16 protein-coding genes and 2 rRNA genes are annotated in these 21,166 nt (G+C 46.9%); all 18 read right to left on the reverse strand.

Annotated features, from left to right (window positions below; all coding sequences use genetic code 11):
• Positions 1–4: 4 nt before the first annotated feature.
• Entirely contained in the window at positions 5–751 is a 747-nt protein-coding gene (gene rlmB, locus AOU00_RS09625) for a 23S rRNA (guanosine(2251)-2'-O)-methyltransferase RlmB (protein WP_013312173.1), read from the reverse strand.
• 55 nt (positions 752–806) lie between these two features.
• Entirely contained in the window at positions 807–1,265 is a 459-nt protein-coding gene (locus AOU00_RS09630) for a Mini-ribonuclease 3 (RefSeq protein WP_069290482.1), read from the reverse strand.
• Entirely contained in the window at positions 1,262–2,665 is a 1,404-nt protein-coding gene (cysS, locus tag AOU00_RS09635) for a cysteine--tRNA ligase (RefSeq protein ID WP_069290483.1), read from the reverse strand. Before cysS ends, AOU00_RS09630 begins: the two co-directional genes overlap by 4 nt.
• A gap of 24 nt (positions 2,666–2,689) precedes the next feature.
• Complete coding sequence (gene cysE / locus AOU00_RS09640; RefSeq protein ID WP_069290484.1) at positions 2,690–3,370, reverse strand: serine O-acetyltransferase; 681 nt, start codon at positions 3,368–3,370, stop codon at positions 2,690–2,692.
• A 487-nt stretch (positions 3,371–3,857) separates the two neighbouring features.
• The gene (gene gltX, locus AOU00_RS09645; protein ID WP_069290485.1) at positions 3,858–5,318 is read right to left on the reverse strand and encodes a glutamate--tRNA ligase; all 1,461 of its coding nucleotides are present in this window, start codon (positions 5,316–5,318) and stop codon (positions 3,858–3,860) included.
• Positions 5,319–5,357: 39 nt separating this feature from the next.
• A complete protein-coding gene (ispF, locus tag AOU00_RS09650) occupies positions 5,358–5,834 on the reverse strand; it encodes a 2-C-methyl-D-erythritol 2,4-cyclodiphosphate synthase (RefSeq protein ID WP_025723806.1) in 477 nt (158 codons plus the stop codon).
• Positions 5,831–6,529 (reverse strand): 2-C-methyl-D-erythritol 4-phosphate cytidylyltransferase, encoded by a 699-nt coding sequence (ispD, locus tag AOU00_RS09655; RefSeq protein WP_061831389.1) that lies wholly within the window; start codon positions 6,527–6,529, stop codon positions 5,831–5,833. Before ispD ends, ispF begins: the two co-directional genes overlap by 4 nt.
• 69 nt (positions 6,530–6,598) lie before the next feature.
• Positions 6,599–7,684: a PIN/TRAM domain-containing protein gene (locus AOU00_RS09660; protein ID WP_069290486.1), complete on the reverse strand. Its 1,086-nt coding sequence runs from the start codon at positions 7,682–7,684 to the stop codon at positions 6,599–6,601.
• A gap of 193 nt (positions 7,685–7,877) precedes the next feature.
• Positions 7,878–8,624 carry a CDP-diacylglycerol--serine O-phosphatidyltransferase gene (pssA, locus tag AOU00_RS09665; protein ID WP_069290487.1) on the reverse strand — a complete coding sequence of 249 codons (747 nt, stop codon included), beginning with the start codon at positions 8,622–8,624 and terminating at the stop codon, positions 7,878–7,880.
• 54 nt (positions 8,625–8,678) lie between these two features.
• Entirely contained in the window at positions 8,679–9,755 is a 1,077-nt protein-coding gene (disA, locus tag AOU00_RS09670) for a DNA integrity scanning diadenylate cyclase DisA (RefSeq protein WP_013312183.1), read from the reverse strand.
• A gap of 12 nt (positions 9,756–9,767) precedes the next feature.
• Positions 9,768–11,141 carry a DNA repair protein RadA gene (gene radA / locus AOU00_RS09675; protein WP_013312184.1) on the reverse strand — a complete coding sequence of 458 codons (1,374 nt, stop codon included), beginning with the start codon at positions 11,139–11,141 and terminating at the stop codon, positions 9,768–9,770.
• A gap of 240 nt (positions 11,142–11,381) precedes the next feature.
• Positions 11,382–13,826: an ATP-dependent protease ATP-binding subunit ClpC gene (gene clpC, locus AOU00_RS09680; RefSeq protein ID WP_023990572.1), complete on the reverse strand. Its 2,445-nt coding sequence runs from the start codon at positions 13,824–13,826 to the stop codon at positions 11,382–11,384.
• A 44-nt stretch (positions 13,827–13,870) separates the two neighbouring features.
• On the reverse strand, positions 13,871–14,935 hold the full coding sequence (locus AOU00_RS09685; protein ID WP_039274956.1) for a protein-arginine kinase McsB: 1,065 nt from the start codon (positions 14,933–14,935) through the stop codon (positions 13,871–13,873).
• Positions 14,936–14,963: 28 nt separating this feature from the next.
• On the reverse strand, positions 14,964–15,488 hold the full coding sequence (locus AOU00_RS09690; RefSeq protein WP_023990574.1) for a protein-arginine kinase activator protein McsA: 525 nt from the start codon (positions 15,486–15,488) through the stop codon (positions 14,964–14,966).
• Between the two features lie 69 nt (positions 15,489–15,557).
• Positions 15,558–16,022, reverse strand: a complete 465-nt coding sequence (locus AOU00_RS09695; RefSeq protein WP_013312188.1) for a CtsR family transcriptional regulator — start codon at positions 16,020–16,022, stop codon at positions 15,558–15,560.
• 539 nt (positions 16,023–16,561) lie between these two features.
• Positions 16,562–17,749 (reverse strand): GNAT family N-acetyltransferase, encoded by a 1,188-nt coding sequence (locus tag AOU00_RS09700; RefSeq protein ID WP_061831388.1) that lies wholly within the window; start codon positions 17,747–17,749, stop codon positions 16,562–16,564.
• A 163-nt stretch (positions 17,750–17,912) separates the two neighbouring features.
• Positions 17,913–18,029: ribosomal RNA gene (rrf, locus tag AOU00_RS09705) — 5S ribosomal RNA — on the reverse strand.
• 146 nt (positions 18,030–18,175) lie between these two features.
• Positions 18,176–21,100, reverse strand: a 23S ribosomal RNA gene (locus tag AOU00_RS09710).
• Positions 21,101–21,166 lie beyond the last annotated feature (66 nt).

Raw genomic sequence — 21,166 nt, forward strand, 5'->3', positions numbered from 1 at the left:
ATCGTTAGCCCCGTGCCTGTCGTCCGCGCAATACTTCGTACATGACAACACCCGCAGCTACAGAAGCATTAAGGGAATTAATTTGCCCCGCCATTGGCAGCTTGACGAGTACATCGCATTTTTCACGGATCAAACGGCCCATTCCTTTATTTTCGTTACCAATGACAATAGCTACTGGCCCCGTGAATACTCCATTCCCAAAGACAGGATCTGTCGCTGTAACATCCGTGCCAACTACCCATACACCTTCTTCTTTAAGACGATCAATGGTTTGTCCCAGATTGTTTACACGCGCCACCGGGACGTACTCCACAGCACCTGCCGATGTTTTGGACACTGTTACAGTTACAGCTGCAGAGCGCCTTTTCGGCACAATAACACCATGTGCTCCAGTACAGTCCGCTGTACGAAGGATGGAGCCCAAATTATGAGGATCTTCAATCTCATCCAGCAAAATTAAAAACGGCTCTTCTCCCTTATCACGAGCAGTGGCGAGCAATTCTTCCACTTCAACATAGGCAAAGGGCGCAGCTTGCGCGACCACTCCCTGATGCTGAATGCCCGGAACCATTTGATCCAGCTTACGCTTGTCCACCTGCAAGACAATAATTCCTGCTTTTTTGGCCTCAGCTGTAATCGGCAGCGTCAAATGTTTTTGTGCATTATCCGCAATCCATATTTTATTTATCGTTCTGCCTGAACGCAATGCCTCCGTTACCGAATGCTTACCGGCAATCCATTCTTCTTCCATCTCTAGCTTCCTCCCGGGACACGGCCGATGCTTGTTCCATCCAGTCCGTTCCCATTTATGATTTTTCTGTATTTTCCATCTGTGCAATTCCGTACGTAATCAACTCTCTTAATCTGTCCAAATGTCCATCACAATAAAGAGATCCAATTAACCCTTCCAGTGCAGTGGCATGACGATACTCAAGCACATCAGCATTTTTAGGCAAACTTCCTGATTTAGCATTTCTTCCTTGTCGGACAATATCGCGTTCTTCTTCCGTCAGTACCTTTTCCAATAGCCCCAACATACGACTCTGCGCCTTGGCAGAGACTAGCCCTGTGGCTCGGCGGTGCAGATGATTTGGACGCAGGTTGGGCTGTGCCAACAAATATTGCCGGACAGCTACCTCATACACTGCATCACCAATATAAGCTAGTGCAATGGGAGGCATCAAACGAGCTGGCTTGGACGCAGGGTACGGGAACCAGTTCCCCGTACCTGCCGATGCTCCTGAGTTCAGTGGCTTATCACTCATTTTCGCCGCCACCGCATACCCTGCGCTGTATCTTCAAGCACAATGCCTTTTGCAGCCAACAGATCGCGAATTTCGTCAGCTCTACCCCAGTTTTTGGTCTTACGAGCTTCGACACGTTCTGCAATTAACTGCTCAATTTCGTCATCCAGCAACTCTTCACTCGGTTCCGAATAAATGCGAAGAACGTTATTCATCGATTGAAAGGTATGCAATACAGCTTGTAGTTCCGCCTGATGTACGACATCTCGCTGCAACAAATGGTTTGCTTCGCTAACCCAATCAAATACAGCAGTAATCGCATCAGGTGTATTGAAATCATCATTCATTTTTTCGCCAAACTGCTGCAAAATTCCGTCGAGCTTCGTTTGCAGTTCCGTCGATACTCCCCCATTACCTTCCAGCGCATTAGCTAAACGATGCTTCACATTGGCAACTGCATTGGCGATCCGCTCGACGCTGTTCTCTGCCTGACTCATAGTCTCTTGGTTGTAGTTCAACGGATTCCGGTAATGCGTCGACAACATAAAATAACGTAAAGCCTCCGGCTTGTGATGAGCGCGCAAATCTTTAACCAAAATACCATTACCGAGTGATTTCGACATTTTTTCATTATCTATGCGAATATAGCCGTTATGCATCCAGTAGCGAGATAATGGCTTACCCGTGATCACTTCGGATTGTGCGCATTCACATTCATGATGCGGAAATTGCAGATCCTGTCCGCCCCCATGAATATCCAGTGTATCCCCCAAATAATGGCGAGCCATAGCAGAGCATTCGATATGCCAGCCTGGTCGCCCATCTCCCCAAGGGCTCGACCAATAAATTTCGCCCGGTTTCGCTGCCTTCCAGAGTACAAAGTCCTCAGCATTTTCCTTGCGCTCATCCACATTGATGCGAATACCGAACTGAAGCTCTTCCAGATTTTGACCTGACAGTTGTCCGTAATCTTTGAACTTTTTGGTTCGATAGAACACATCGCCATCATTCTCATAGGCATAGTCCTTGTCTACCAATTCCTTAATAAAATCAATAATCAGGTCCATGCTCTCTGTTACACGAGGGTTCATACTGGCAGCAGGAACATTCAATCCTGCCAGATCCTCATGGTAGGCAGCAATAAATTTCTCAGCAACTGCCGAAACCTCCATATCAAGTTCCCGAGCTTTGCGGATTAATTTATCATCGACATCCGTAAAATTCACCACATAGTTTACATCATAGCCCAAGTACTCCAGGTAGCTGCGCACCACGTCAAATACAATTACAGGTCGTGCATTGCCAATATGAATGTAATCATACACGGTAGGTCCGCATACATACATTTTAACCTTCCCAGGCTCCAGTGGCACAAAAGGCTCCCGACTCCTCGTCATTGTATTATAAATTTGAAGCGGCATTGTTATGTTCCTCCCTCATGAAAATCATTTTTCTAATTTATTCTCTTGGGTCACCTGATGTTTCTGAGCAGATGCCCCATCCTTCAAATCAGACATTTCTGCACGCAAACGTTCTATTTCCCGTTGAAGTTCTCGCATAGAGTCCACAACCGGATCAGGCAATTGATGACTAAGTCGGTCTGGACGCCTACCATCCTGTCTGACAACTCGCCCCGGGATGCCCACCACCGTACTGTTTGGTGGAACTTCTTTGAGCACAACCGAGTTAGAGCCAATGTTGGATTGTGCCCCAATCGTGAAAGAACCTAATATCTTTGCACCGGAGCCGATAACAACATTATTCCCAATGGTCGGATGGCGCTTCCCTTTCTCTTTCCCAGTCCCACCGAGTGTGACCCCCTGATACAATATGACATCGTCGCCAATCTCACAGGTTTCACCGATGACAACTCCCATGCCATGATCAATGAACAGCCGATCTCCGATACGAGCGCCAGGATGAATTTCAATGCCTGTCATAAACCTTGATACCTGGGATATAACACGGGCTAGAGTACACCAGTTTCGCAAATAAAACCAATGTGCGATTCGATGTGCCCAAAGGGCATGAACGCCGGAATACGTAAAAATGACCTCCAGCTTACTCCGGGCGGCCGGATCATTATCCAAAACAGTCTGAATGTCGGATTTGAAATGTCTGAACATGTCGCCCTCCTATTCCCTTCATATCCTTGCCGCATCATCACTACACTTCACGTTCCGCCAATTTTCGCATCCACCAGCACTCTTCGACATTTTTCAATCTATAACGAGTCTGAGTCTGATAAAAAAAGAAAAAGCGCCTCCGCAGCCTAAGCTGCAGAGACGCATGAACGTGGTCCCACTCTGCTTCGAACATATCTGCTGCATAAAAAGCAGACAGTCCGTCTTTGGCGTCCTGTAACGGGAACGACTCGGCACGCCCTTGTCACATCAGCATTTGACGCTAATGAAAGTTCGGGCGCACGGCTCCCAGGCGCATTTCCTCCGCAGGTCATCTGGACGGCTCTCAGCCTGGGGTTTCCCCTCGACCGTCCTCTCTGGCAGATGCCCATATGCAGTGTACTTCTCCTGTTCGCAGCCTTTACACGTAAATATCAATCCGTATCAATGGAGTCATTATAGCGAAAAGACAACAAATTGACAAGAAATATCAGCCTTTAATTTGTGCCTTGAGACGATCCAGTACCTTGTCACGTCCGAGCAAAAAGATGGTTTCGTTCAAATCCCGTCCATGCGTTTGGCCTGTGAGAGCCACACGAATCGGCATGAATAGTTGTTTTCCCTTAAAACCCGTTTCCTTTTGAACTTCCTTGATCAGCTTAGCCATTTGTGGAGCTGTAAATTCCTCGCTCGTTTCAACTTTACCTGCAAAAGCTCTAAGTACCTCAGGAACCTGCTCTTCGGCCAATACAGCTGCTGCTTCAGCATCCAGTTCCAGATGTGAACGGAAAAACAACTCAGACAACGCTACAATATCGGATGCAGAAGTCATCTGTTCCTGGTATAAACGAACAAGGGCCTTAGCCCAATCCAGTTGTTCCGAAGACAGTTCAGTCGGCAACAGCCCCGCTGCCTGGAGATGTGGAATCGCCATGCTGGCAATTCGCTCAGGATCAGCCTTTTTAATATAGTGATTATTCAGGTAAGCAAGCTTATTGGTATCAAACACAGCTGGACTTTTGGACAAACGATTAGGATCGAAAATCGAAATCAGTTGTTCCCGATCATAGATCTCTTCTTCGCCTTCCGGGGACCAGCCCAGTAGTGCAATGAAGTTGAATATAGCTTCTGGCAAATAGCCCAACTTGTCATACTGCTCCATGAACTGAATAATGGATTCGTTACGCTTACTGAGCTTTTTGTGATCCTCGCCTACAATCAGCGTCATATGACCGAAGCGTGGCGGTTCCCAGCCGAGAGCTTCAAAGATCATCAACTGCCGCGGTGTATTGGAAACATGGTCTTCGCCCCGTAGTACATGCGATATTTTCATCAAATAATCGTCAACCGCTACAGCGAAGTTATATGTCGGAATACCATCCTTTTTGACGATAACAAAATCGCCGCTTTCCTTGGAATTAAACGTAATTTGACCTTTAACGATATCATCAAACGTATATTCACGATCTTCCGGTACGCGAAAACGAATACTTGGTACACGGCCCTCTGCTTCGAATGCCTGGCACTGTTCTTCTGTTAGATCACGATGTTTTCCAGAATAGCGTGGTGTCTCCCCACGTTCCGTCTGTTCTTCACGCTCGCGCTCCAGCTCTTCTTCAGTGCAGTAACAGCGATAAGCCAAACCACGATCCAGCAAATCCTGCCAGTACGTTTTATATATGTCCAAGCGTTCCGTCTGACGATAAGGTCCAAACTCGCCTCCCACGTCTACGCTCTCATCCCAGTCCATACCCAACCATTTCAAATATTTAAGTTGGCTTTCTTCTCCGCCCTCAATATTGCGCTTCACATCTGTGTCTTCAATACGAATAATAAATTTTCCACCTTGATTGCGAGCAAACAAATAATTAAATAATGCCGTTCTGGCATTTCCAATGTGCAGATGCCCTGTAGGGCTTGGTGCATAGCGTACACGAACTTCCGTGCTCATATAATCTCCTCCAAATTGAATTACTCAAGATGATAGCATTTACTTGATAAGACAGACAACCGATTGAGCCGCGATTCCTTCACCCCGTCCGGGAAACCCGAGTTGCTCTGTCGTGGTCGCCTTGACGTTCACCTGGGATAGCTCCTCTGCTTCCAGCGCCCGTGCGATGACTTCATTCATCTGCGGAATATACGATGCCATTTTGGGCTTTTGTGCGATAATCGTAGAATCGATATTCCCCAAGCGATATCCTCGCTCTTTAGCTAGCCCCCACACATGCTCCAGTAGCTTAAGACTGTCGGCATCCTTAAATTCTGGGTCATTATCCGGAAAATGCTTCCCGATGTCTCCCAAGCCAAGCGCGCCTAGGATAGCATCACTAATGGCATGCAGCAGCACGTCTGCATCGGAATGGCCCAACAAACCTTTTTCATACGGAATATTCACACCTCCGATGATGCATGGCCTTCCTTCCACCAGCTGGTGGACGTCAAATCCTTGTCCCACTCTGATCATTTGATATCCTCTCCCTCTGTTTTTACCCATAACGCCGCCATATCCAAATCCTCAGGCGTAGTAATTTTGATGTTCTTGTAGCTGCCTTGAACGACAGTAACCGGAATTCCTAGCCGCTCTATCAGCATAGAATCATCTGTTCCCAAGAATCCCGACTGCTCCGCTTCCTCATAGGCTCGCAGCAGATCGGAAAGACGAAAAGTCTGTGGCGTTTGAATACTCCACAGACTTCGGCGATCCGGCGTTGCTGTAATGATACCATCCCCGTTCACTTGCTTGACTGTATCCTTTACAGGTACTGCCGCTACAGAAGCACCAGTACGCTGGGCTGCCTCAAGGCATGAACGTACAAGCTCAGGTTGAATGAGTGGACGCACACCATCATGCACCATCACCCAATCCGCTTGTAAGTGGCGCAGACCGCGATAAACCGAATGCTGGCGTTCATTGCCACCAGCCACCACCCGTACATTTTTACCGATTTTGTATTGATGAATCCAATCTCGGCAGCGTTCCACATCTCCTGTCCCAGTCACCATCACCATTTCATCCACTTCGGGCATAGCTGCGAATATTTCAAGTGTATGTATGAAGATGGGCTTGTCCCGCAAAAGCAGAAATTGCTTGCTCTCCTGCGTCCCCATACGGGAGCCGCGCCCTGCTGCCACAATGACAACTCCTACCCGATTGTTCATTCAAATAACTCCTGCCCTGATCGCTTTGGACGATCCGTATGATAACACATCTACTTCATCATACCGCGTTTATTGAGCTTTTTCCAATAATTTTGGTTTAGCAAAGATCATACGACCGGCAGAGGTCTGAAGTACACTCGTGACCAGTACCTCCATCAGAGAGCCAATATAGTCACGTCCGCCTTCTACAACAATCATCGTGCCATCATCCAGATAGGCTACACCCTGCCCATGCTCCTTGCCGTCTTTAATAATCTGCACCATAATTTCCTCGCCGGGCAATACGACAGGCTTCACTGCATTCGCCAAATCGTTAATATTCAGCACCGATACACCTTGCAGTTCGCATACTTTATTCAGGTTAAAATCATTAGTTACAACTTTACCCTGCAACACCTTTGCCAGCTTGACCAGCTTACTATCGACCTCTGAAATTTCCTCAAAATCACCTTCGTAAATGAGCACATTCACATCTAGCTCTTTTTGGATTTTATTCAAAATATCCAGGCCCCGGCGTCCACGATTACGCTTAAGTAAATCTGATGAATCTGCAATATGCTGAAGCTCCTCCAGCACAAATTCAGGAATCACAATCGTTCCTTCAATAAAACCTGTCTTGCAAATATCTGCAATACGTCCATCTATAATGACGCTGGTGTCCAATATTTTATGTTCCTCCAGCTTGCGTTCTTCTACACCCGTTCCCCGACCAAAAAAACCAGAACTCCAAAAGGATGACAGCTCGTCCCGCTTTTCTAGTCCAACCATCAATCCTACATATCCGCATATCACGGTAACAGCGGTCTGGATAAGTTGACCTGGGGCCCCCAACCATGAAAAAAGCGGATAAACTGCTAAGGAAAGCGTCAATCCCACCGCTAAACCAATCACACCTGCCATCATCTCGTTCATCGGAATTCGTACCAAGCCTTCAATGCCCTGCTGCAATCGATTCGCCACGGATGCCCCTGCGAATGAACACCCAGCCATAAATAGCACTGCTCCCGCCATCATCCAAACAATCATTCCCAGTAAAGACCCATCACTCAACCATTGTGGCATCCACGATACAATGCCTCCTACCCGCTGGTATAACGTATAGCCAAACCATGCTCCGCACAATCCTGTAAAAGTTAAAATAGCCTTTCTCCACATTGAGTCTCTATACCTCCTTTATTTTCTTTGCATATAGTCAGCTGCTTATTGGATACATAGCATTTCTCTTACCAGTATGATCCATTTCCCACATAACTAACCCTGTGTTTTCACTTTTTATGCATAAAAAAAAGCATTTATCTCCCTAAAATGATTCAAGGAAATAAATGCTTATTCTTGTTCTTGCTTGATACTAGCGCTGTGAATGACGATATTGATCGTCCTGTTCTTCCTGACTGGAACGCTCCCGCTCACGTCCACGTCTGCGTGACAGCTTACGAATGTTCAGCTTCATACCATACAATGCATACAGCACCAGCGGTACAAAAATCAGCTTCGATAGCTGGTCAGGGAATTTAACAGCCAACACCACCGCTGCAATTACGACCCATGGAGCAACCCAGATCGCTTTTTTCGGAAGGCCGACCTTTTTAAAATTCGGATATCTCATGGAGCTGACCATCAAATAAGAAACCAGCAACATGGCAATCGACATGTATAACAATGAAATATCGTTATGGAATAAGGACAAAGTGGCTAATACGCCACCTGCTGCCGGAATTGGCAACCCCGTAAAATAACCTGGTACACCAGGACGTACGTTAAATCGAGCCAAACGCAACGCTCCGCACATCGGGAAAATGGCAGTAACCGTCCAAGCGAGAGCCGAATTCGCATCATGAAAAGCAACCATGTACATAATAACTGCGGGAGCAACACCAAAAGATATCATATCTGATAAGGAGTCCAGTTCTTTACCGAATTCGCTTTGGGCATTCAGGACCCGGGCCATCCTACCATCCAGTCCGTCCAACAACATGGCGACAATAACCATAATAGCGGCAAGACTGTATTTTCCGTCTACCGCCAATAAAATGGCGATCATTCCGAGAAACAAGTTACCTAAGGTACACATGTTCGGAATTGATTTGGTAATCATCTCTTCACCTCAATGTATGAATTGTTCCATTATAATCCTTTCACTGTATTACATTTACATTTGCCTGTCAATGAAAACTTGTTCCTGCAAACGTTTAAGACCTTCTTTAATCGTACGCGCACGAACCTCTCCAATACCATCCACTTCATCCAGTTCTTCTATCGTTGCTGTGATGACATGTGGAAAACGTCCAAACCGCTCCACCAGATTATGAATAATCACATTCGGCAAACGCGGTATCTTGTTCAGTACCCGATAGCCACGTGCAGCAATATACTCCTCTGATGTCGCAGCTGAAGAAGGGTAGCCTAGTAAGCGTACAATATGATTCACATCCAACAATTCGTCGTCCGTAGAACGTTTGAGTCCCAATATAATTTCACGAATCTTCTCGTCGCTATCGTCTTTGGCATAATCCTTATACAGCAACCAAGCTTCTTCTTCAATGTTGCTGACAAGCTCTTCCATCTGCATACTAATCAGACGGCCCTCATTTCCGAGCTCGTTAATAAATCGTTTGATTTCCATTTTGATGCGCAGCACCATTTCGATCCGCTGGATGACATTAACGACTTCCGGCATGGTAACCAGCTCTTCAAATTCAGATGCTGTCAAATTCGTAGAGGCTTGCCCCAACACGGATCTATATTTTTCTAACGTCTGAATAGCCTGATTGGCTTTCGTTAGAATAACCCCGATTTCCTTAAGCGCATACCGTAATGTCCCCTGATACAAGGTAATAATATTACGCCGTTGGGAAATAGACACAACTAATTTGCCAGTCTGCTTTGCAACTCGTTCTGCTGTCCGGTGCCGAATTCCCGTCTCAATTGAAGAAATGGAGGAGTCCGGAATCAGTTGTGTATTGGCATATAAAATTCGTTTTAAATCCTCGCTCAATATGATTGCGCCGTCCATTTTAGCCAACTCATACAAATAGTTCGGTGAAAAATCACAATTGATGGAGAAACCGCCATCCACGACTTCCATAACTTCTGGGCTATAGCCAACGACCAGAAGAGCACCCGTTTTGGCACGCAAAACGTTTTCCAACCCGTCGCGAAAGGGAGTTCCCGGTGCCACAAGCCGCAGCAAATCGTTCATTTTATCCAGTTGGCTCGCTTCTTTCATTCTCAATGCCCCCTAATCTAATGCGGCTGCCAGTGCATCTGCCACCGTTCCTACTCCTATAATTTGTATCCCTTTCGGATGTGTCCAGCCCTTCAAACTTTTCTCCGGCATGATCACGCGTTTGAAACCTAATTTCTCCGCTTCTCGTACTCGCTGTTCTGCTCGGGATACCGCGCGCACCTCACCTGTCAGTCCCACCTCGCCAAAAATCACATCATACGGCTTTGTAGGAGCATCCCTAAAGCTGGAAGCAATACTCACAGCTATAGCCAAATCCACCGCCGGTTCATCCAACTTCACGCCTCCGGCTACGTTGAGATAAGCGTCCTGGTTTTGCAAAAACATGCCCATCCGTTTTTCTAGCACGGCTATGATTAATCCCATTCGATGATGGTCGACTCCTGTGCCCATTCGGCGTGGAGAGGGAAAATGTGTAGCTGCAATCAATGCTTGCAGTTCAACCAATACAGGTCGGGTTCCTTCCATACTGGCTACAACAGTAGAACCTGCCACACCCAGTGGTCGTTCAGACAGGAAAAGTTCAGAAGGATTCGACACCTCACGCAAACCGCTTTCAGCCATTTCAAAAATACCAATTTCATTTGTAGAACCGAAACGATTTTTAACTGCACGCAATAACCGATACGTATGGTGACGCTCTCCTTCAAAATAAAGTACACAATCAACCATATGCTCCAACAAACGCGGACCTGCAATGGCCCCTTCCTTGGTCACATGTCCTACCAATACCGTAGCAATACCTAGCCCCTTGGCAATTCGCATAAAGCGTGAAGTACACTCCCGCACCTGAGCCACACTACCTGGTGCACTCGTCACCTCAGGCAAATATACAGTCTGTATCGAGTCGATGACCAAAAACTCCGGCTTCAAGCTGTCCACCGCTTCTTCAATCGTCTCCAAATTCGTCTCACATAATACGTATAGGCTGGGGGACAAGGCACCGAGCCGATCTGCACGGAGTTTCGTTTGACGGACAGATTCCTCCCCAGACACGTACAGCACCTTTAAACCAGTTAAAGCCAGTTCATTAGATGTTTGCAGCATGAGCGTAGATTTACCGATTCCCGGATCACCGCCCACCAAAACGAGTGAACCCGGCACCACACCTCCACCGAGTACTCGATTCAATTCGCCAATTCCCGTCAAAATTCGTGTTTCTTTGCCACTCTCCACCTCTATAATAGGGAGTGGCTTGTCTTTTGTGCTATGAGTAAGAAGGGAAGACCCCATTCCTTGAGTTTTTACAACGCTTTCCGTTTCTTCGACCATGGAATTCCATGCCTGGCATCCAGGACATTTTCCGTACCATTTGGGCGATTCATAACCACATTCCGTACAGGAAAATTTAGTTTTCACTTTAGCCATACTTTGTTCCCTGGCTCCTTATTGACGACGATGATGTCAAATTTATGTTCATACAGCCCAGAAAGAGCTGTAACAATAAAAGTTTACCATTGAAGCTTGGCGGACGTAAAGCAATATCACAAACTTTCCCAAAGCACTTACCCAACCTTTTCACCGTGTTTTATACACAAAAAGGGTGTCTTCGCAATAGCTTTCCAGCTTGCGAGACACCCTTTTCTACTATTTATTTAGTAAACTGCTTTAGGACTTGGCAGATACATTATCCTTTTTGGTTACAGTCAATGCACCGTTCTCCTCATCAATGAAGAGTGAGTCACCTTTAGTAATGTTGCCAGTCAACAGTTCCTCGGACAGGCGATCTTCAATATGCTTCTGGATTGCACGACGCAATGGACGCGCACCATACGCTGGATCAAAGCCTTCCTTGGCAAGGAATTTTTTAGCATTGTCTGTCAACTCGAAGTCCACCTCATACTCATTCAGGCGCTTACGCAGCTCCTCAGACATGAGTGATACAATTTCGGCAATATGTTTTTCTTCGAGAGAATGGAAAACGATAATTTCATCAATCCGGTTCAAGAACTCAGGACGGAAGCTTTTCTTCAGTTCATCCATCACTTTGCCCTTCATATTATCGTAATCCGCTCCAGCGTCCACTACAGCTGTAAAACCAAGCGTGGAGTTACGTTTAATCGCCTGTGCACCAACATTAGATGTTAGGATGATGAGTGTATTACGGAAATCAACGACACGACCTTTGGAATCTGTCAGACGCCCATCTTCCAGCACTTGCAGAAGAATATTGAATACTTCTGGGTGTGCTTTTTCAATTTCATCCAGCAACACAACAGAGTATGGCTTACGACGTACCTTCTCAGTCAGTTGACCGCCTTCTTCATATCCAACGTACCCTGGAGGCGCTCCTACCAGACGGGACGTGGAGTGTTTCTCCATATATTCGGACATATCGATACGGATAACCGCATTTTCATCTCCAAACATGGATTCAGCCAAGGCGCGTGCCAGCTCTGTTTTACCAACCCCAGTTGGACCGAGGAAAATAAAGGAACCAATTGGACGCTTCGGATCTTTCAGTCCGGCACGTGCCCGGCGAATCGCCCGGCTTACTGCCTTAACTGCTTCATCCTGTCCAATTACCCGCTCATGCAGCAACTCTTCCATATTCAACAAGCGGTGTGTTTCTTCCTCTTTCAGCTTGCTGACTGGAACACCTGTCCAGATTGCAACGACTTGAGCGATATCCTCTGGGGTAACTTCGGAATCTGTACGACCCTGTTGTTCTTTCCATTGGTTTTTCGTTACGTCTAACTCTTCACGGATTTTTTGCTCTGTATCACGCAGCGCTGCCGCTTTTTCAAACTCCTGACTTTGTACCGCTGAATCCTTTTCCTTACGAATATCTTCCAGACGGTTTTCCAGCTGTTTCAGGTTTGGCGGTACAGTGTAAGAATTCAGCCTTACTTTGGAGCCCGCCTCATCAATAAGGTCAATAGCCTTATCTGGCAGGAAGCGGTCGGTGATATAACGATCTGACAATTTTACGGCCGCTTCAATAGCCTCATCTGTGATCTTTACACGGTGATGCGCTTCGTAACGGTCACGCAGACCATACAAGATTTGAATCGCCTCTTCTGGAGAAGGTTGATCCACTGTAATTGGTTGAAAACGACGCTCCAAAGCAGCATCTTTCTCAATATATTTGCGGTATTCATCCAGCGTGGTCGCACCGATGCATTGCAGCTCGCCACGTGCCAGAGCAGGTTTCAGGATGTTGGACGCATCAATTGCGCCTTCCGCTCCACCAGCACCAATCAGCGTATGCAGCTCATCAATGAACAACACGATATTACCCGCTTGACGAATCTCGTCCATAATTTTTTTCAAACGATCCTCGAATTCACCACGATACTTAGTGCCTGCTACCACAGAACCCATATCCAGTGTCATTACGCGCTTGTCGCGCAACGTTTCGGGAATCTCATTCGCTATGATTTTTTGGGCCAATCCTTCGGCAATCGCCGTTTTACCTACCCCAGGCTCACCAATCAGAACCGGATTGTTCTTTGTACGGCGGCTGAGCACCTGAATCACGCGTTCGATTTCCTTGCTACGCCCAATAACAGGGTCCAGGTTGTTTTCCTTCGCAGATGCCGTCAGATCGCGTGCCAGACTGTCCAGAGTTGGCGTGCTGACATTAGCTGGAGCACCGTGATGGCTGGAAACAGCCTCGCTGCTACCGAGTAATTGAAGCACTTGCTGACGCGCTTTGTTCAGGCTAATGCCCAGGTTATTCAGTACACGTGCTGCTACGCCTTCGCCTTCACGAATAAGACCAAGCAAAATATGTTCTGTACCTACATAGGTATGGCCCAGTTTACGGGCTTCATCCATAGACAGTTCGATGACTTTTTTGGCGCGTGGAGTATAGGCAATGTTCGTCGGTTGCTCTTGACCACGTCCAATCAGCGTTTCCACTTCATCCTGGATTTTTTCCAGTCCCAGTCCTAAACCGATTAAGGCTTTCGCTGCTATTCCTTCACCTTCACGAATGAGGCCTAGCAAAATGTGCTCTGTGCCAATGTTGTTGTGTCCCAATCGAACAGCTTCTTCCTGAGCCAAAGCAAGCACTTTCTGTGCACGTTCCGTAAATCTTCCAAACATCATATATCCTGCACCTCCACAGTGTGTATTTCAGATCATTCTATATATTAAAGGGTTGTGCCTAATTTTTGCCGGATCAGCTTCGCCCGGTACATATCGCGCTCTTCGGTATTCATTTTATCCCCAAAGCTTTTTTGCAGGAACCCGGGTTGTGTCATCACATTCAGCTCATTCATCGCTGCGGTGGAAGGACGCTCCAAAATCCCCAAATCTACGCCAAGACGCACATCGGACAGCCGCTGTGCAGCCTCCTTGGAATCCAGTACTGCTGCATATGACAAAATACCGAATGAACGCATCACCCGATCTGTAATTCGCAGCATAGATTCATTCATTAGCCGTTCTCTGGCAGAACGCTCGTGCTCAATAATTTGTAGCACCACGCCATGTAGATTCTCTATAATTTCCGCTTCGGTTTGTCCTAGTGTAATCTGATTAGATACCTGAAACAAATTTCCGACCGCTTCGCTACCTTCACCGTAAATGCCGCGAACCGTAAGACCTACCTGTGAAACAGCAGACAATATACGATTGATTTGATGAGTCATGACTAATGCGGGCAAATGCATCATCACCGAAGCTCTCATACCTGTGCCGACATTCGTCGGACAACTGGTCAGAAAACCTCTCCGATCATCAAATGCATAATCAACATGCGCTTCAAATGCATCATCAATAATCATAGCGCGTTCCCAAGCTTCCCTAACCTGACATCCCGGATATAAGCACTGGATTCGCAGATGATCCTCTTCGTTTATCATAACACTAACCGATTCATCATCGCTAATTAAAACAGCACCGTTACGAGATTCGTTCGCCAAATTAGGACTAATCAAATGCTTCTCAACCAGCACCCGCTTGTCGATCTCATCCAACTCGGATATTTTCAACGTATGAAAAGTACCAAAACCACCTAAATCATCATACTGAAGGATATCCGTTAAGCGTTGAAGTGCTTCTTCCGACTGCTGATTGGTAGCAAGCATGGGAAAAGGCAGATGCTGCAAGTTACGCGCAATTCTCACCCGGCTGCTAATGACAATCTCCGAATCCGCAGCATCACCACGCATCCAGTCACTTAGCGGCTTCTCCGTAAACCGAATATTGGGCATTACGCATCCCTCCTACTCTTCACAAACTTTACTCTTCAGTCATTTCTTTTTCAAGCTCTCTGATTTGATCCCTAAGCTCAGCAGCTGATTCAAATTCTTCCTGTACAATATGCTGTTGCATCTCTTTTTTCAAATCGTCAATTTGCCGTTTAACCTTCAGGCGGCCTCCAGTGCGAACCGGAACTTTACCAACATGATTCGTACTGCCATGCACACGCTTGAACAGAGGGTCCAGACGACTATCAAAGTATTGATAGCACGACGGGCATCCGAAACGTCCCAGCTTACTAAACTGTGCATAGGTCATGCCACAATCCTTGCATTGCAGGTTTTGCGGACCACTGTGGCCTGGAGACTGGCTCTTTGTACTGGAGTCAAAATCCAGCATCCCCGACAACAAGCTATGAATCGAAAAGCCGTTAGGTGTTCCAGGGATCATCTCCCCTTTTTCCTTGGCACACGTCTCACAAATATGAAACTCTGTCTTTTCGCCATTCACAATTTTGGTGAAATGCAAAGTTGCCGGCCGCATATTACATTCTTGGCACAGCATAAAAGCACCTCCTTTAATGTCAGGATTTATACCAATCCCTACATCCAAACGTTAGTCTCTTTTCACACACTATTTGGTCGCCAGCAACGAGATCAGCATAGCCTTAAGCAATCTTGCTCGCAGTTGATCACGATAGGGAAGCTTCAGTAATAATGTATCCCTCGATAAGGCAGCCTTCATTAGATTAGCTTCCCTTTTGCTTAAAAAATGGGCCTCCTCTAACTGATAAATCAGTCCTTCTGCTGCCGATTGGCTTATTTCCTCCCCGATGCTCTGATGAAGATGTGTATGGATGGCATGCTGTGCAGGCAGCTGAATTCGCTGAATACGAATGTAGCCCCCGCCACCGCGTTTACTTTCCACCACATAGCCTTTTTCCAGCGTAAACCGGGTGCTAATTACATAATTAATTTGCGACGGCACGCAGGAAAAGCGGTCAGCCAGATCATTGCGCTGAATCTCCACTAAACCTTGGGGACTTTCCAGCAATATACTCTTTAAATATTGTTCAATAATATCGGAAACATTGCGCATTTCATCATCCTCCACTAACGGAAACGCAAGTATTCAAGTACATTTCACGCTCCACAGAGTCCGCCGTATATTGAACTTAACCAAACGGTAAAGTCACGAATCTAAGCTGTATTCAGGCTGTTGCCTATTCTACACTCATTGGAATTGTACCGTTTTGTCTCTAGTGTGGCCTTTATTTGCGATTAGTCATACACTTCTCTTATTTTCATAAAAGGCAGTTCCTAACTATACGCAAATCATTTCGATCCTCGTTTGCTTCTTTGCTATTAAAATTACTTTATACGGCCAATCCACCAAAATACTTCTACAGAACCTCACGAGCTTTGATTGACTTTGACTTTCTTTGACTATATTCATATTATAGCACATTATTCATTTTTGCCAAGGGGTCAATACCATTTTTCGCAATCTAATTATGTTTTATACAATACCATAAAAAAACTCTTCCCAATTACAGAAAGAGTTTTGGAAATTATAATAAGCACATAAGTTATATTCCCTGAAAAACGGGAACATAAGAAGATCTAAATGGGCCTTTATCAGAAAAAATCCAATAAGAACGTTTGTTTTACTGGTATTACACGTTTAAGCGCAGACACAAATTCACTGCCCCCTTCAATACGCCCCCACTTATACAGATCATCAGCCTGCTGGTAGCCAAGCATCAGAGTCGTCAATGACTGAATCCCAAGTTTCAAGTCAGCTACCATAGCGTTTTCAGATGAATTGCTTGTATCCACTCTCTCCAGATGTCCTTTCCCTTCCGTAGTAATTGTTAATCTCCATACTCCTTCATTCCATGGTGCATATCGATCTATCAGATTTAAGGTTAAACGTGTTTCCTCTCCAACCTGCTCAAAAGGGTATCTTTCTACAAAAGCAGCTGCATCCACAATGCGACCCATAAAATAAGGCACGATCTCCTGTTGAATTCGCGGATCATCAAGTAAAAATGGCAGATTGTCATCTGCTGGAACGTAAATAAATTTACCATGGGTTATCATGGAGTCATGATTTGCAAAATAAGTCCATAAAGCCTGACGGGCCGTCTCATTTTCATAAACCAACTCATCACAATTCAACTGTTTATCTTCAATTTTGTATAGTGCATATCCCTGAGGATCGCCTGTTTTTGAGTAATATACCGCAGTTCGATAGTTCTCATTTAAAATCCGCTCTTGCCACCATTCCTTATCTCGTACCAGCGTGCCATTATAACGAGATGCATACGCTTGATACACTTGGTCCAGTTCTGAAATATCTTTGACATCGCGTTTGACTGTACCTTCTGTTTTAAGTTTTGCAGGGAATTTATCAATGGGAATGACGTACTTTTTGTATTCAATATACGTTTCCCATCCAAATTTACGATAGAAGGCAAAGGAGAAAGGATGCAGAAAAGAAAGGCTTTGTCCCGCAAACTTCATCTCTTCAAGCGCATGCGTCAACAAACGTGAAACCATGCCTCCGCGACGCTTTTCCGGCCACGTTGCCACACCAGCAATGCCTCCCATATCAAAAACCTGACCATTTATGTATACCTGTAGCGGTAACAAAGTCAATTTAGCATTCAAGTCATGTCCGTCGAATATTCCCCATGTTTGCTCTGGTTTGAACTTCTTCCCAGCTTTCTCCAGATCCTCCAGGGACATTGTAAACTGAAAAGCATATTGAGATAATTCAATAGCCGCTTCAAATTCCTTACGTTGTAATTGTCTGATCTCCATAACTTCGTCACCTCGCTTGTATACTTGGGCATCCATAAAAAGATTACACACTTAGAGTGTGGCAAACCCCATTCTCTCTGTCAACCTTAGAAACAGGTGGTCATCTAAAAACGCATAAAAAAAGGATGATAATCTCATTGAGATTATCATCCTTTTCACTTTTGCTTGGCGACGTCCTACTCTCCCAGGACCCTGCGGTCCAAGTACCATCGGCGCTGGAGGGCTTAACGGTCGTGTTCGGGATGGGTACGTGTGGAACCCCTCCGCTATCGCCACCAAACATGAATTTACATCGTAAATTCTTTTTCAGGAATCAGCATCGCCAAATGCTGTGTGTTCGCTTGTTTCACATAAGCCACTTGGGCTTATACAATACAAAACTTACACCCTGAAAACTGGATCCGAAACTCATTTGCGTTTTATTCTTAGGATAAGCCCTCGACCGATTAGTATTGGTCAGCTCCATGCATTACTGCACTTCCACCCCCAACCTATCTACCTCGTCGTCTTCAAGGGGTCTTACATACTGGGAAATCTCATCTTGAGGGGGGCTTCACGCTTAGATGCTTTCAGCGCTTATCCCTTCCGTACATAGCTACCCAGCGGTGCTCCTGGCGGAACAACTGGTACACCAGCGGTACGTCCATCCCGGTCCTCTCGTACTAAGGACAGCTCCTCTCAAATTTCCTACGCCCACGACAGATAGGGACCGAACTGTCTCACGACGTTCTGAACCCAGCTCGCGTACCGCTTTAATGGGCGAACAGCCCAACCCTTGGGACCTACTTCAGCCCCAGGATGCGATGAGCCGACATCGAGGTGCCAAACCTCCCCGTCGATGTGGACTCTTGGGGAGATAAGCCTGTTATCCCCAGGGTAGCTTTTATCCGTTGAGCGATGGCCCTTCCATGCGGTACCACCGGATCACTAAGCCCGACTTTCGTCCCTGCTCGACTTGTAGGTCTCGCAGTCAAGCTCCCTTCTGCCTTTGCACTCTTCGAATGATTTCCAACCATTCTGAGGGAACCTTGGGCGCCTCCGTTACTCTTTAGGAGGCGACCGCCCCAGTCAAACTGCCCACCTGACACTGTCCTCGCACCGGGTCACGGTACCAAGTTAGAACCTAGATACGATCAGGGTGGTATCCCAAGGATGCCTCCCTTCAAGCTGGCGCTCAAAGTTCTACGGCTCCCACCTATCCTGTACAGATCGTACCCAAATTCAATATCAAGCTGCAGTAAAGCTCCATGGGGTCTTTCCGTCTTGTCGCGGGTAACCTGCATCTTCACAGGTATTAAAATTTCACCGGATCTCTCGTTGAGACAGCGCCCAAGTCGTTACGCCATTCGTGCGGGTCAGAATTTACCTGACAAGGAATTTCGCTACCTTAGGACCGTTATAGTTACGGCCGCCGTTTACTGGGGCTTCGGTTCATAGCTTCGCTCTTGCGAGCTTACCACTCCCCTTAACCTTCCAGCACCGGGCAGGCGTCAGCCCGTATACTTCGCCTTGCGGCTTCGCACAGACCTGTGTTTTTGCTAAACAGTCGCTTGGGCCTTTTCACTGCGGCCCCTCGGGCTATTCACCCTACCGAGGCACCCCTTCTCCCGAAGTTACGGGGTCATTTTGCCGAGTTCCTTAACGAGAGTTCTTCCGCGCGCCTTAGAATTCTCTTCTCGCCTACCTGTGTCGGTTTGCGGTACGGGCACCTTCTCCTGGCTAGAGGCTTTTCTTGGCAGTCTGAGATCATGACCTTCGCTACTATAATTTTCGCTCCCCATCACAGCCCAGCCTTAACGATGTGCGGATTTGCCTACACACCAGCCTCACTGCTTAGACGGACATCCATCAGTCCGCATCACTACCCTACTGCGTCACCCCATTGCTCATAACGGATTACGGTGGTACAGGAATTTCGACCTGTTGTCCTTCGACTACGCCTATCGGCCTCGCCTTAGGTCCCGACTTACCCTGAGCGGACGAACCTTCCTCAGGAACCCTTAGGCTTTCGGCGGATCTGATTCTCACAGATCTTTTCGTTACTCATACCGGCATTCTCACTTGAATGCAGTCCAGCGCTCCTTACGGTACACCTTCAACCCGCATTCAACGCTCCCCTACCCCTGATGCAAGCATCAAGCCATAGCTTCGGTGGTGTGTTTAGCCCCGTTACATTTTCGGCGCAGAGTCACTCGACCAGTGAGCTATTACGCACTCTTTCAATGGTGGCTGCTTCTAAGCCAACATCCTGGTTGTCTGTGCAACTCCACATCCTTTCCCACTTAACACACACTTGGGGACCTTAGCTGATGGTCTGGGCTGTTTCCCTTTCGACAATGGATCTTAGCACTCACTGTCTGACTCCCGGAACTAAATCTATGGCATTCGGAGTTTGACTGAGCTTGGTAACCCTTGCGGGCCCCGCACCCAATCAGTGCTCTACCTCCACGATTCTTCTTTCCGAGGCTAGCCCTAAAGCTATTTCGGGGAGAACCAGCTATCTCCGGGTTCGATTGGAATTTCTCCGCTACCCCCACCTCATCCCCGCATTTTTCAACATGCGTGGGTTCGGGCCTCCAGTGCGTGTTACCGCACCTTCACCCTGGACAGGGGTAGATCACCCGGTTTCGGGTCTACATCCACGTACTCATTCGCCCTATTCAGACTCGCTTTCGCTGCGGCTTCAGCTCTTCACCTTAACCTTGCACGGGAACGTAACTCGCCGGTTCATTCTACAAAAGGCACGCCATCACCCATAGATCGGGCTCTGACTTCTTGTAAGCACACGGTTTCAGGATCTATTTCACTCCCCTTCCGGGGTGCTTTTCACCTTTCCCTCACGGTACTGCTTCACTATCGGTCGCCAGGGAGTATTTAGCCTTGGCAGATGGTCCTGCCGGATTCATACGGGGTTTCACGTGCCCCGCACTACTCGGGATCCGTCTCGGAGGGAACAAATTTTGAACTACAGGGCTTTTACCTTCTCTGGCGGGCCTTTCCAGACCTCTTCATCTAACCGGTTCCTTTGTAACTCCATGTGAGACGTCCCACAACCCCAAGGAGCAAGCTCCTTGGTTTGGGCTAATCCGCGTTCGCTCGCCGCTACTGACGGAATCACTATTGTTTTCTCTTCCTCAGGGTACTTAGATGTTTCAGTTCCCCTGGTCTGCCTCTATTCTGCCTATGTATTCAGCAGAAAGTGACTGTCGATGAAGACAGCCGGGTTTCCCCATTCGGACATCCCCGGATCAAAGCTTGCTTACAGCTCCCCGAGGCCTTATCGTTGTTCGCCACGTCCTTCGTCGGCTCCTGGCGCCTAGGCATCCTCCGTGTGCTCTTTGTAGCTTAACCTAGTATTTACATCGTAAATACGATTTGCTCTGAATTTCGGTTCAACACGAATGTGTGAATGAAATT

Source organism: Paenibacillus polymyxa, from assembly GCF_001719045.1.
Lineage (GTDB): Bacteria > Bacillota > Bacilli > Paenibacillales > Paenibacillaceae > Paenibacillus > Paenibacillus polymyxa_B.